This is a genomic window from Carnobacterium alterfunditum DSM 5972, from assembly GCF_000744115.1.
GTDB lineage: Bacteria > Bacillota > Bacilli > Lactobacillales > Carnobacteriaceae > Carnobacterium_B > Carnobacterium_B alterfunditum.
Window position 1 is genome coordinate 2345861 of the sequence record NZ_JQLG01000004.1, and the last position, 13899, is coordinate 2359759.

Sequence of the window (13899 nt, forward strand, 5' to 3'; positions counted from 1 at the left end):
GTTTTCAAGCCTCATGGCTTCAAAAGCAAACCCGTACATTCCAAAAGAAATTGTCATCTTTAAGCAGCTTTAACATTTGATTTAGAGTCAAAATAGAAAATATATTAAATTGAAAATTGATTAAACTATTTGATAAAATTGATACAGTTTGTAAAAATAAATTTTTCGGATAAAAATTAAGAAAATTAGTAGAAATAAATCTATAAGCATGTTGGCTTAGAAAACAAATTATATTAAAATGTAGTTTAACAGTATTTTGATAACTATATATCTTACAAGCTGTGGCTTAAAAATATCAGTAATATTTATGCAAAGAACATTACAAAAAAATAAATATTAATCAAGTTATTGAGTTTGAGTTGAGATCATAATTCAATTAGTAATAATAGTTAAATTAACAACTAAAGAGAAGGAGTAGTATGTGTTACAGATCTATGCCTTTTTTATCTTTTTTCTAGTTTACATAATATATATTATACAAAGTAGATGTAAAGTAGTGTTTTAGCGTTTTTGTTCATTTCGTGTCGATTTTGGACGCTTTTAAGCTCATGTAGCATTTCTTGGTGGTTCATTGTCTGTTAATTGCTTTTAAATGATTTTTAGTTCTTATCTAATTCATTCAAATAGATTTTTAACGTTGTTTTTTTATTTGAGCACAAAAAAACCTAATTCGTGACTAGATCGTCATGAATTAGGTTTTGCTATCTTATTTTGTTAATGCTGCTGTTAATTGCGGTACAATTTGTTTCTTACGTGAAACAACACCTTTTAATAAAGCACGGTTATTTTCTAAAGTTATATTAAAAGCTTCTTCTACTGCATTGATTGGATCTCCTAATGCTAAGATCACTGAATCGCTATCTAAAATATTAGTAACGACCAATACGAATAAATTATAATTGTTAGAATGATTTTCATCTAACATCGCTTGTTCTAACTCAGACTGAATAGAAAGAACATCATCCACATCTAAAACATTGATTTGTGCGATCCGAACATTTTTATCAGCCATTGGGAAACTTTTAGCATCCATGTCTAATAATTCAGCAGCTGACTTATTGCTTAAGTCTGTTCCAGCTTTTAACATTTCAAGACCATATGAATCAATATCAACTTCAGCAATTGCTGCAAGTTCTTTTGCGATTTTGATATCTTCATCTGTACAAGTTGGTGACTTAAATAATAATGTATCTGCGATAATTGCGGATACCATCAAGCCGGCAATTTCTTTCGGAATAGCTACTTCTTTTTCTTTAAATAATTTAGCGATGATCGTATTGGTACATCCTACAGTTTCTGCACGATAATACAATGGATTAGCTGTTTCGAAATTAGAAATACGGTGATGATCAACGACAGATAAAACTTCAACATCTGCGATATCCGCTACACTCTGTTGGAATTCATTGTGGTCTACCAGCATAACTTTAGCTGTTTCGTTTGCTGCTGTTTCTATGACACGCGGTGCGTCAACTTTAAAGTGATCTAAAGCGTACTGTGTCTCCTCACCTACTTCTCCTAATGCAACGGCTTCTACTTCAAAACCTAGTTGATTTTGAAGATAAGCAAATGAAATAGCAGATGTGATTGCATCTGTATCGGGATTTTTATGACCAAAAACTAATACTTTACTCATATTATTATCTCTCCTTTTAAACTATAGCTTTCCCTAAAATTTTAGCCTAAATAAGCCTGTTTAGCTAGTGTTATCTTCTTTTTTAAAGAAATTCAGTTAAAAAGAAGCAATAATCCGGAAAGGTATCTGCTTACCCCTCCAGCTTATCGCTTCTTTTTGAGTTAAATCGTTTGGTAACCTTTGTATTCTTTTACGCGTAATATTTGATTAGCATTGTTGACTCGTTCAAGCGTAGGCGGTTCTATATCCTTTAATTTATAAGGAATATTTAGAGCTGCATACTTGTAGACACCTAATTTATGATAAGGCAATATTTCTACTTTATAAACATTCCCCAGTGATTGGATAAACTCACTCAAGCGCATCAAGTCATTATCATCGTCAGAACGTTCAGGAACTAATACATGACGAATCCAAACAGGTTTATCGATTTTTGATAAATAAGTGGCCATATTTAAAATATTTTCATTGCCATGCATAGTTAATCGCTTATGTTTTTCATTATCAATGTGTTTGATATCAAACAAAAGCAGATCCGTATACTTCATGAGCTCTTCAAAGCGGCTGAAAAATGGTTCTTCGTAAGTAAAAGGTTGACCACAAGTATCCAAAGCTGTGTGTACGCCCTCTTCTTTTGCCTTTTTAAAGTACTCGATCAGAAAGTCGATATGCAATAGTGGTTCTCCTCCACTTACAGTGATTCCACCCTTACTTCCCCAATACTCTCGGTAAGACAAGGCTTCTTCTAGTAATTCATCCGCTGTATAAGGAGTTCCGCCACCCATATTCCACGTATCAGGATTATGGCAGAACTCGCAACGCATACGGCATCCTTGCATAAAAGTTACAAAACGAATACCTGGTCCATCTACTGATCCAAAACTTTCAGTGGAATGCACGTATCCAATTGCTGGTTCAGTCATATTAGCAACTCCTCTATGGTTTATTTAGTGGTTACATGCTTTCGTGCATGGTACGATTAATAACTTCTAACTGTTGTTCACGTGTTAATTTAATAAAGTTAACGGCATAACCAGATACACGAATGGTTAATTGAGGATAGTTTTCAGGATGATCCATTGCGTCAACTAACGTTTCACGATTAAAGACGTTAACATTTAAATGGTGACCGCCTTTTTTGACATATCCGTCTAGCAAGCTAGACAAGTTTTCTTGTTGGATCTCATCTTCTTTACCTAAAGCTTTAGGTATGATAGAAAATGTATTTGATATTCCATCTAATGAATATTTGTATGGAATTTTAGCTACTGAAGTCAAGCTAGCTAAAGCGCCATGAGTATCTCTGCCGTGCATTGGGTTAGCACCAGGTGCAAATGGTTCTCCAGAACGTCGTCCATCAGGAGTATTCCCTGTCTTTTTACCATACACTACGTTAGATGTGATTGTTAAAATTGAAGTAGTATGGAGGGCGTTGCGGTAAGCTGGGTGTTTTTTAACTTTTGATATAAAGGTTTTTAGCAACCAAATTCCAATATCATCCGCACGATCATCGTTATTTCCAAATTTAGGGTAATCGCCTTCTATTTCATAATCGGTAACTAATCCAGTTTCATCGCGGATCGTTTTAACTTTTGCATATTTAATAGCAGATAATGAATCAATTGCTACTGAGAATCCAGCAATTCCAGTTGCCATTGTTCTAACAATTTCGCTATCATGTAGAGCCATTTCAACGCGTTCATAAGAATATTTATCGTGCATATAATGGATGATGTTTAACGTATTTAGATACATGCCAGCAACCCATTCCATCATGACATCATATTTTTCCATTACTTCATCATAATCCAAATACTCAGAAGTAATTGGTTGGTATTTTGGAGCAACTTGATCTTTTGTTTTTTCGTCGATCCCACCATTGATTGCATATAGAAGCGTTTTAGCTAGGTTAGCTCGTGCACCGAAAAATTGCATTTGCTTACCTATTTGCATAGCTGAAACACAGCAAGCTATTCCATAGTCATCGCCCCACTCTAAGCGCATTATATCATCATTTTCATATTGAATTGCACTTGAAACGATAGAAACTTTTGCACAGAATTTCTTGAAAGATTCTGGTAATCTGACTGACCACAATACCGTTAAGTTAGGCTCTGGAGCTGGTCCAAGATTTGATAATGTGTGTAAGAAACGATAGCTGTTTTTAGTGACCATGTGGCGGCCGTCATGCCCTACACCGGCAATAGCTTCCGTTACCCAAGTTGGGTCGCCTGAGAATAAATCATTGTATTCAGGTGTACGTGCAAATTTTACTAAACGTAATTTCATAATGAAGTGGTCCGTAATTTCTTGCGCTTCAACTTCAGTAAGGACACCACTAGCTAGGTCACGCTCAATATAGATATCTAAAAAGGTAGATGTACGTCCTAATGACATTGCCGCTCCATTTTGTTCTTTAACAGCAGCTAGATAACCTAGATATAACCATTGGAAAGCTTCTTGAGTTGTTTGAGCTGGTTGTGAAATATCGAAGCCGTAAATTCGTCCTAATTCATTTAAATCATTTAGAGCTTGGATTTGTTCACTTATTTCTTCACGGTCACGAATGATTGTGTCACTCATAGTACCGTATCCTTTATCAGCTAAATCATGTTTCTTTTCTTGGATCAAACGGTCTACACCATATAAAGCTACTCTTCTGTAATCTCCGATGATACGGCCACGACCATAAGCATCTGGCAAGCCTGTGATGATCCCGCTACGTCTGGCAGACCGGATCTCAGGTGTATATGCATCAAAAACACCTTGATTATGGGTCTTACGGTAGTCTCTAAAAATATGAGAAACTTCAGCGTCAATTTCATAACCATAGGCTTCAGCAGCTAGTTCACTCATTCGAATTCCACCAAATGGTTGCAATCCGCGTTTGAAAGGTTTTTCCGTTTGGAAACCGGCAATGCGTTCTAATTCTTTGTTTAAGTAACCGGCTTTATGAGATACGATAGTTGATACTACTTTTGTATCCATGTCTAGTATTCCGCCAGCATCACGTTCTTTTGCATCTAAATCCATCACTTGTTCCCATAATGTTTCAGTTGCTTCTGTGGGCCCTTCTAAAAATTCATCTGTTCCATCATAAGGTTTATAATTTTGTTGAATAAAGTCTCGAACATTAATTTCTTCTTGCCACGTTTTCCCTTTAAAGCCCTTCCATTCTTCCATAATCAAAATTCCTCCTTTTATTTGTTCAGTTAATCTAACAGATTCTTCTTGCTCATTATAACACGAAGTTAATAAAAATCAATTAGTTTGTAACAATAAAAGAAGAAAAAAAATTTGTAAGTGTTGATTTAAATGCGTTTTTTATTTTTTGAGAACTTTTATACTTTCTGTATATTTTTTCACAAAAAAACTGTACTACTAAAAGATTGAAACAGATAAAAAAAGTGTAGCTGATATACTACACTTTTTTTATCTGTTAATTATTTTTAGTTATTAAATTTTTCTTCACTTCGATAGGTGCGCCATCTGCAACCTCATCTAAAATAAAGGATCCATTTGAATAGCGGTCACTTATTGAATATGAATGACTAGATAGTTTGATCTCTTTTCCCTTGGACGTTAGGATCGTATACAAGTCTTCCTTGGATGCTTCAAAAGCAAACGCTACACGATGAGGATTTTTCTTCAATTCTCTTAAGAGCAATAACCCTCTCTTAGCTCTTCCAAGAGATTCAAAATCAAGAATATTCATTTTCTTGACCGAACCACGTTGAGTTAAGATCATTAGCTCTACTTTTGAAGCTTCAACATCGAGCAATACGCCGTTCACGACATAGTCACCTTCTTTAAGATTGATCGATTTCACGCCTGCTGCTTTTGAACCAACAACGGGAACTTCATCTAAAGAATAGCGCAATCCAAAGCCTCTATTAGTGACTAAGAAAACGTCTTTTAACAATGGTTTCTCTGTATAGATAATATTTATCAGTTCATCAGCCTTTGTTTTAAGTTTTATTGCTGAAAAAGATTTATTTTTATAATTGCGTCCAATAACATATTCTGAAACGGCTGTTTGCTTAATATACCCTTCTTTTGTGATAAAGGTAAATGTTGCTGGTGGCAAGTTTTTTTCTAAGCCAAAAACTTTTAACACTGTCTCGTCTGCTTCAAAAGCGATATTTTGAGATAAGTGATCCCCCATATCCTTCCATCTCAAATCAGAAATTTCATGAATTGGGCGGTAAATAATGTTCCCTTTACTGGTAAATATCAAAAGGTGATTCAACGTATTCAGCTGTTGAATGTAGATTGGGTAATCTCCTTCTTTTATGCCTATCTCGTTCGGCTTTGAAGCCCCATATGAACGCAAACTTGTTCGTTTGATGTATCCTTCTTTAGTAACAGAGACCATAACTTCTTCAGAAGCGATCAGAACTTCTGTATCGATTTTCAATTCTTCTATCTCAGCCTCTATAACAGTCAGTCGCGGAGAAGCATACTTTTTCTTCACTTCGATCAATTCTTTTTTCATGACCTTATCTAATTCTTTAGGACTAGCTAAAATACGGTTGTAAGATGAGATGTCTTTATCTAAAGAAGCAGCTTCATTTTCTAATGCTGTTATATCGGTGTTGGTTAATCGATACAGTTGCAACGAAACGATAGCTTCAGCTTGGATCTCAGTAAACGCAAAACGTTCGATCAAATTCTCTTTGGCATTTTTCTTATCTTTGCTGCTGCGAATAGCGTCAATGACTTGGTCTAAAATAGATAAAGCTTTGATCAACCCAGAAACAATGTGTTGTCTGCTTTCAGCTTTACGAAGATTATAGTTTGTTCTTCTAGTCAGCACTTCTCGTTTGTGCTCTATATAAGCCTCGATCATTCTAACAATACCTACTTGTTTAGGTCTCTTTTTATCAATAGCGACCATATTAAAATTATAAGCGACTTGTAGATCGGTATTTTTTAATAAATAGTTTAAGATACCACCTGCATTAGCCTCTTTTTTCAACTCAACAACAATTTGGAGGCCATTACGGTCAGACTCGTCACGGACTTCGGAAATGCCGTCGACCCGTTTATTTAAACGGATTTCATCCATTTTACGAACTAAAACAGCCTTGTTCACTTCATATGGTATCTCGTTGATGACGATTTGTTCCTTACCGCCTCTTACTTCCTCAATTCTTGTCTTAGAGCGGACAACGATTTTGCCTTTTCCAGTTTCATACGCTTTTTTGATGCCATCTACTCCTTGTAGAATAGCGCCAGTTGGAAAATCAGGTCCTTTAATATAGTGCATTAAATCGTCCACAGACGCATCAGGAGCATCGATCAAATGAACGGTTGCATCAATGACCTCTCCTAAATTATGCGAAGGGATATCCGTTGCGTAACCCGCTGAGATCCCAGTTGCTCCATTTACCAGTAAGTTAGGATAACTAGCAGGAAAGACTGTCGGCTCTTCATCTGTATCATCAAAGTTCAAGATGAAATCAACCGTTTCTTTATCGATATCTCTTACCAGTTCGGCCGAAATTTTTGCTAAACGCGCTTCAGTATAACGCATAGCTGCGGGGGGATCTCCATCCATACTCCCGTTATTTCCATGCATCTCAATTAGGACTTCACGTTGCTTCCAATCTTGACTTAAGCGAACCATTGCTTCATAGACACTACTATCTCCATGTGGATGATAATTCCCGATAACGTTTCCGACTGTTTTAGCTGATTTTCTAAAGCCTTTATCTGACGTATTGCCTTCTACGTTCATTGCGTATAAGATCCGGCGTTGAACGGGTTTTAAGCCATCCCGAATATCGGGTAGTGCACGTTCTTGAATAATATATTTTGAATAGCGCCCAAAACGATCTCCCATGACTTCTTCCAGGGTTAATTCCTGAATCTCCGCTCTATTCTCCATCTTCGACACTTCCTTCATCTACTGATTCTATTTGATCCATGATTTGGCTATTTTCTAAAAGACTGCCACCTTCTTCAAAAGTAAATTCTACATGGGACTCGATCCATTTACGTCTAGGTTCTACTTTATCACCCATTAAGATAGATATTCGTTTTTCAGCTTGAGCCGCATCGTCAATTTTAACGCGGATCAATGTTCGAGTGTCTGGGTTCATCGTTGTATCCCATAATTGGTCTGCATTCATTTCACCCAAACCTTTGTAGCGCTGTAAGATATAATTTTTGCCAAAGTCTTTTGTTACTTGGATCAACTCATCATCTGTCCAAGCGTAGGCGATTTTTTCTTTCTTACTGATCCCTTTGGATAATTTATATAATGGCGGCATTGCCAAGTAAACTTTTCCTGCTTCAAAAAGAGGTTTCATGTACCGATAAAAAAAGGTTAGTAAGAGCGTTTGGATATGTGCACCATCGGTATCTGCATCGGTCATGATGATGATCTTATCATAATTGCAGTCTGCGATATCAAATTCAGGCCCGACACCTGCACCGATCGTATAGATCATTGTGCTGATTTCTTCATTTTTCATAACATCTTGTAATTTAGCTTTTTCGGTATTGATCACTTTTCCACGAAGTGGCAAGATAGCCTGAAACTTACGGTCTCGACCTTGTTTTGCAGAGCCACCAGCTGAATCTCCCTCAACTAAATACAATTCATTCCGTTTAGCATTTTTACTTTGAGCGGGAGTTAATTTTCCAGACAAAAGGGTGTCATTTTTTTTGCGTTTCTTACCATTACGGCTTTCTTCACGTGCTTTTCTTGCTGCATCACGCGCTTCTCGTGCCTTGAGAGCTTTACGGATCAATTGCTGGCTTAGATCGCCATTTTCAATCAAATAATAACTCAATTGTTCACTGATTACAGTTTCTACAGCTGATCTGGCTTGAGGAGTACCCAATTTACTTTTGGTTTGTCCTTCAAATTGCAATAGATTTTCAGGGATACGAATAGAAATGACAGCTGCTAAACCTTCTCTAAAGTCAGTGCCCTCTAAATTTTTATCTTTTTCTTTTAATAAGTTCACTTTACGGGCATATTCATTGAATGTTTTCGTAATGGCCGTTTTCATCCCTGCTTCATGTGTACCGCCATCTTTGGTCCGAACGTTGTTAACAAAAGATAAAAGCGTTTCAGAGTAGCCATCGTTGTATTGGAAAGAAAATTCAACCTCGATTTCGTTGTTTTCGCCTTCAAAATAAGCTACGGGTGTTAAATGATCTTTATCTTCGTTTAAGTAGTTTACGAACTCCTTGATGCCTTCTTCATAATAAAAAACTTCTGATTGCTCATTTCGTTCATCGTTTAACGTTATGCGTAGACCCTTTAATAGAAAAGCAGATTCTCTTAAACGCTCTGCTAACACATCATACGATAGATTGATTGTCGTAAAGATGGTCGTATCAGGTTTGAAGTGAACAATAGTCCCATTCTTTTCATTACTGGTCTTTATTTTCTTTAAAGATCCTTTGGCTTTACCGCCATCTACAAATTTTTGTTGGTAATGAACACCATCGCGAATGATCGTAACAGTGAGCCACTCAGAAAGTGCATTGACCACACTTGCTCCAACGCCGTGAAGTCCGCCTGAAGTCTTATATCCTCCTTGGCCAAACTTACCACCGGCATGCAGTACAGTAAAAATAACTTGTACAGTAGGGATACCGGATGAATGAATTCCGATTGGCATCCCACGTCCGTTATCTTTAACGCTGATACTATTATCTTTATGCAAAGTCACATTGATTTCAGTTCCGAAACCAGACAAAGCTTCATCGACTGAATTATCTACTATTTCGTAGACTAAATGGTGTAAGCCGCGCGTATCGGTAGATCCAATATACATACCAGGTCTTTTTCGTACAGCTTCTAAACCTTCTAATACTTGGATCGATTCGTCATTATATTCCTTATTTAACTCTTTTGGCATACTAAAACTCCTTAAGGCTTTAAAATAAAGTGATCTATCCTTGGCTAGCTAAAAAATAATGACAGTCATTTGTTAGCTGAATATAAGAAAGTTCTTTCTTCATTTTTAAAGTTTTCCCTGGTCTCTTATTTTATTTGGCTACTAGGGTCAAGCCCATGATAGCATCGATACATTGCTTCGTTCATTGAAACACATTTTTAATCATACTCTATATTTCAAATAATTTAAAGCATAAAACGGCAACTCATACTAGGAAGGCGAAAATATGTTCCCCTTTTCAGGGTGAAAATCCATTTTCACTAGGCCATTTATTTTTTTGAAGTGCAAGCCGGAAAGAAAATACCTCTTTTAGCCGCCTTTAAACAACGTGACGAATGCGCTTTTTCTAGCCTTCCAATACGATAAGTGGTAAAATATTAGATACGATAATTCATCTATGTATACTGTAATCCAAGGAGAGAAGTTTGTTGGCTAAAATCATATTAATGTTTATTATTGCTTATTTATTAGGTTCAATCCCCTCAGGAGTTTGGATCGGAACAAAATTTTACGGAAAAGATATTCGTCAGTTTGGCAGCGGCAATTCTGGAACAACTAACACGTTTAGAGTATTAGGGAAAACAGCAGGCATTTTTGTATTGCTGGCTGACGTATTAAAAGGAACACTAGCTGCAAGTTTACCATTGCTGTTCGATCTGCCTATTAATCCTATGGTTGTCGGTCTAGGGGCAGTACTTGGCCATACGTATCCTATTTTTGCTCAATTTAAGGGCGGTAAAGCAGTTGCTACAAGTGCAGGAGCTCTTTTAGCTTATAATCCTCCCTTTTTTATCTATTGCGTGGGTGTGTTCATAATATTATTATTTCTAACCAGGATGGTAAGCCTTTCGAGTATGATCGCATTGCCAATCATTGTTCTTTCTAGTTTATTCATAGGAGATTGGATCTTGACCCTTATTGCATCGATCTTAGCTCTTTTCATTCTCTACAGACATCGAGACAATATTAAACGTATCCGCAATGGTACCGAGAACAAAGTTCCGTTTGGACTAGGCTATAAAAAAGATACTCTATAACAGAATGATCAACACAATAAAAGGATCTGAGGCAAATCTCAGATCCTTTTTCTATGCACTAATGCTGTTGGAGCAAATCAACTTAATGAGATAGTGTAGTTAGCAGAAAAAGCTTCTTTGCCTTTTAAATGTTGGATACCAAGCTTTTTATTTAATTCACCGGTAAAATCAGTTGTATCTGCTATCCCAAACCATGGTTCAATACAAACAAATGGGGCTTCTTTTTTAGGAGGAGACCAAATGCCCGTAAAAGGAAAATCTTCAAACGTTAACGAAACAGAATGAGTCGTTTTTTCCGAATGGATCGAAAAAGTATTTTTTCCTTTTGTTTCATAAATCAGAGCATCATTGTCGAATAACGTTCTTTTTAAGGCGATCTCTGTATTGGTTTGACCCAATGTCTTATTCTCTAAATCTAAATAAGAACCGACTAAAGGGATTTGTCCACGAGTTCTTCTAGGTAAAAAGCTTAAATAATAATCTTCAAATGTAGTATCACTTGTCATCGGAACGTTGAACCCAGGATGACCGCCAATTGAAAAATACAACTCTTCTGATGCATGGGTGTTCTTTACTAAGTAACTGACGTTAACGGTATTCGCTTCTAAGGTATATATCAGAGTCAATTGAAAATCAAATGGATAGTATTTTTTTGTATCAGGAGTAGAATACGTCGTTAAGCGGACCATTGTTGCGGTTTGTTCTTCAACGTGAAATTCACTATCCCTTGCAAAACCATGTTGATTTAATGGATAGGTTTTCCCTTTATAGCGATACTGATCATTTTGTAAACGTCCTACGATTGGAAATAATACTGGTGCTTTTCTACCCCAAAAAGTGGGATCTCCTTGCCATAAATATTCTATCCCCTCAGTAGGATTTTTAATACTTTGAAGTTCAGCGCCTTTTGTAGAAATGGATACTGTCAATAAGCTGTTTTCGAGTGAGATCATTTTCATTGCCCCCTTATCTACGGTTGATCATGCTTAACATTATTAAAAATGATCCTTTAATCAAAACAAACTAAAGGATCACTCTCTATGGCTAGGCGATCATTAATAAATGGATTCTTTTTCTAGCGCCTCAATAAATTTTGTGTTCTGTACTTTGATATACGTTCCTTTCATCCCTAGCGATCTTGATTCAATAATACCGCCAGATTCTAACTTACGTAATGCATTTACAATGACAGAACGAGTGATTCCCACTTTATCTGCTACATTAGAAGCTGTTATACGTCCTTCAGTACCATCTAATTCTTCAAAAATAGCCTTAATAGCCTTAAGTTCACTATAAGACAGCGTCTTGATAGCCATTTGAACAGTTGCTGTATTACGGGCTGATTCTGCGATTTGGGTAGATTTTTTATACAATATCTCGATCCCAACAACGGTAGCTGCATGTTCGCTTAAGATTAAATCAGTATCATCAAAATTCGGGTGTAAACGTGCAAGTAAGAGCGTTCCTAATCTTTCCCCTGCAACAAAAACAGGGATTATGGTCGTTAAACCTCCAACAAACATATCCCGTGCTTCGATTGGGAATATGGTATAGTCACTTTCGATGTCTATATTCGATCTTGTTTCATAAATTTCTAACATACTGCGCGTATATTTTGCTGGAAATTTCCCATCAAGCAGTATCTGTTTGACACGCTCATTATTAATTTCATGTTTTTCATGATAACCCAATAGATTTCCGGCATCATCAATTAAATAAGTGTTTGCATCAAGAACATCACCTAATACAATAGCCATATCAGTAAAAGCTAATTCTCCGTCTGTCGAAGCATCCGATTTTACGACTCCGCCTTTTGTTTGCAATAGGTGGTTGATCTTACGCATTTTTTGCAGTAAATCATTCATGAGAAGCCTCCATCATTCTTTTATAAAATGTAGCGACTTAAATCTTTGTCTTCTACAATATGTTCAATTTTTTCATTCACGTAATTTTCAGTGATGGTAATATCGGCCATTTGCATATCGGGCGCTTCAAAAAGCAAGTCTTCTAAAAGTTTTTCTAAGATCGTATGCAACCTTCTAGCTCCAATATTATCGGTTTCTTGATTGACTTTATATGCAATCTCAGCTAAACGTTCGATAGATTCATACGTAAAAGTGATCTTAACATTTTCAGTTTCTAACATGGCGATATATTGTTTTAATAATGCATTATTCGGTTCAGTTAAGATCTTGACAAAATCTTCTTTGGTCAAGTCGTCTAATTCTACACGGATCGGAAATCTTCCTTGTAATTCAGGGATCAGATCACTTGGTTTAGAAACATGGAAGGCACCAGAAGCAATAAATAAGATATGATCGGTTTGGACAGGACCATATTTGGTGCTGACTTGTGAGCCTTCGACGATCGGTAAAATATCGCGTTGGACACCTTCTCTAGATACGGTACCACTATTTTGGTTTTTAGATGTGATTTTATCAAATTCATCGATGAAAATAATACCTGCATTTTGCGCTAAATCAACAGCCATTGAATGAATATCCTCTGAGTTGACCAATTTTGCCGATTCTTCTTGAATAAAAAGATCGATCGCTTTTTTTACGGTAACGGTCCGTTTGATTTTTGATTTGGGACGTAATGCCCCTAAAGTTTCGTTTAAATCGATGCCCATTTGTTCTAAACCAGCACCCATAGGCGAATTCATCGCTTTTTTCTGACTTTCTACTTGGATGGTTAATTCTCTTTCATCTAAAACACCATTGCGAATCTGCTGTTTCATTTTTTCACGGTCTGTCGAAATCGCTTCCGTTACTTCTTCTTCTACTTCTTCATCTTGCGGAGCTAATTGATTAGGATCTACGCCCATATTTTTAAACATAGACTCAAAAGGGTTTGCAGTAGTACTTTGTTTTTTTTCTTTTTTGATACCTGGTATCAAAAGTTTAACGATCCGTTCAATGGCATTTCTTTCTGCCTGAGTATAAACATTTGAATATTGTTGTTTTTCTACAATTTGAATAGAAGCTTCTACTAAGTCACGTACCATCGATTCAACGTCTCGTCCAATATACCCAACTTCGGTAAATTTCGTTGCTTCAACTTTTATAAAAGGTGCTTGAACGATCGTTGCTAATCGGCGAGCAATTTCGGTTTTCCCAACTCCAGTTGCACCGATCATCAATAAATTTTTAGGTGTGATCTCTTTTTGCATATCTTCTGTTACTTTTAGACGTCTTTGACGATTACGCAAAGCTACAGCAACTGATTTTTTGGCCATCGTTTGACCAACAATGTATTTATCTAATTCAGCAACGATCTCTCTTGGAGTCATATCTTCTTTAGTCAT

Annotated in this window: 9 protein-coding genes; 1 reads left to right on the forward strand and 8 read right to left on the reverse strand. The window is 36.4% G+C overall.

Translation table 11 applies throughout. The features are described 5' to 3' along the window. Positions 1-706 precede the first annotated feature (706 nt). From BR50_RS11450 to parE, 5 genes are all read right to left on the reverse strand, one after another. Positions 707-1636: a manganese-dependent inorganic pyrophosphatase gene (locus tag BR50_RS11450; protein ID WP_034548718.1), complete on the reverse strand. Its 930-nt coding sequence runs from the start codon at positions 1634-1636 to the stop codon at positions 707-709. A gap of 161 nt (positions 1637-1797) precedes the next feature. After that, positions 1798-2559 carry a pyruvate formate-lyase-activating protein gene (pflA, locus tag BR50_RS11455; protein WP_034548719.1) on the reverse strand — a complete coding sequence of 254 codons (762 nt, stop codon included), beginning with the start codon at positions 2557-2559 and terminating at the stop codon, positions 1798-1800. A 31-nt stretch (positions 2560-2590) separates the two neighbouring features. Continuing rightward, positions 2591-4819, reverse strand: coding sequence for a formate C-acetyltransferase (pflB, locus tag BR50_RS11460; protein WP_034548720.1), 2229 nt, complete (start codon positions 4817-4819; stop codon positions 2591-2593). A gap of 256 nt (positions 4820-5075) precedes the next feature. After that, entirely contained in the window at positions 5076-7526 is a 2451-nt protein-coding gene (gene parC / locus BR50_RS11465) for a DNA topoisomerase IV subunit A (protein ID WP_034548721.1), read from the reverse strand. Next, the gene (gene parE, locus BR50_RS11470; protein WP_034548722.1) at positions 7516-9516 is read right to left on the reverse strand and encodes a DNA topoisomerase IV subunit B; all 2001 of its coding nucleotides are present in this window, start codon (positions 9514-9516) and stop codon (positions 7516-7518) included. Before parE ends, parC begins: the two co-directional genes overlap by 11 nt. A 485-nt stretch (positions 9517-10001) precedes the next feature. Between parE and plsY the strand changes: the two genes are divergently transcribed. Then, positions 10002-10592 (forward strand): glycerol-3-phosphate 1-O-acyltransferase PlsY, encoded by a 591-nt coding sequence (gene plsY / locus BR50_RS11475; RefSeq protein ID WP_034549191.1) that lies wholly within the window; start codon positions 10002-10004, stop codon positions 10590-10592. Between the two features lie 77 nt (positions 10593-10669). Here the strand turns inward: plsY and BR50_RS11480 are convergent, their stop codons facing one another. The 3 genes from BR50_RS11480 to hslU all read right to left on the reverse strand — a co-directional run bounded on the left by BR50_RS11480 (position 10670) and on the right by hslU (position 13899). Continuing rightward, positions 10670-11545 (reverse strand): aldose 1-epimerase family protein, encoded by an 876-nt coding sequence (locus BR50_RS11480; protein ID WP_425429669.1) that lies wholly within the window; start codon positions 11543-11545, stop codon positions 10670-10672. A gap of 102 nt (positions 11546-11647) precedes the next feature. After that, a complete protein-coding gene (gene codY, locus BR50_RS11485; protein ID WP_034548725.1) occupies positions 11648-12457 on the reverse strand; it encodes a GTP-sensing pleiotropic transcriptional regulator CodY in 810 nt (269 codons plus the stop codon). Positions 12458-12477: 20 nt separating this feature from the next. Further along, complete coding sequence (hslU, locus tag BR50_RS11490; protein WP_034549193.1) at positions 12478-13899, reverse strand: ATP-dependent protease ATPase subunit HslU; 1422 nt, start codon at positions 13897-13899, stop codon at positions 12478-12480.

Coding starts and splice junctions, on each gene's coding strand:
- BR50_RS11450 (WP_034548718.1), bottom strand. CDS start 1,636: ATGAGTAAAGTATTAGTTTTTGGTCATAAAAATCCCGATACAGATGCA.
- pflA (WP_034548719.1), bottom strand. CDS start 2,559: ATGACTGAACCAGCAATTGGATACGTGCATTCCACTGAAAGTTTTGGA.
- pflB (WP_034548720.1), bottom strand. CDS start 4,819: ATGGAAGAATGGAAGGGCTTTAAAGGGAAAACGTGGCAAGAAGAAATT.
- parC (WP_034548721.1), bottom strand. CDS start 7,526: ATGGAGAATAGAGCGGAGATTCAGGAATTAACCCTGGAAGAAGTCATG.
- parE (WP_034548722.1), bottom strand. CDS start 9,516: ATGCCAAAAGAGTTAAATAAGGAATATAATGACGAATCGATCCAAGTA.
- plsY (WP_034549191.1), top strand. CDS start 10,002: ATGTTTATTATTGCTTATTTATTAGGTTCAATCCCCTCAGGAGTTTGG.
- BR50_RS11480 (WP_425429669.1), bottom strand. CDS start 11,545: ATGATCTCACTCGAAAACAGCTTATTGACAGTATCCATTTCTACAAAA.
- codY (WP_034548725.1), bottom strand. CDS start 12,457: ATGAATGATTTACTGCAAAAAATGCGTAAGATCAACCACCTATTGCAA.
- hslU (WP_034549193.1), bottom strand. CDS start 13,899: ATGACTAAAGAAGATATGACTCCAAGAGAGATCGTTGCTGAATTAGAT.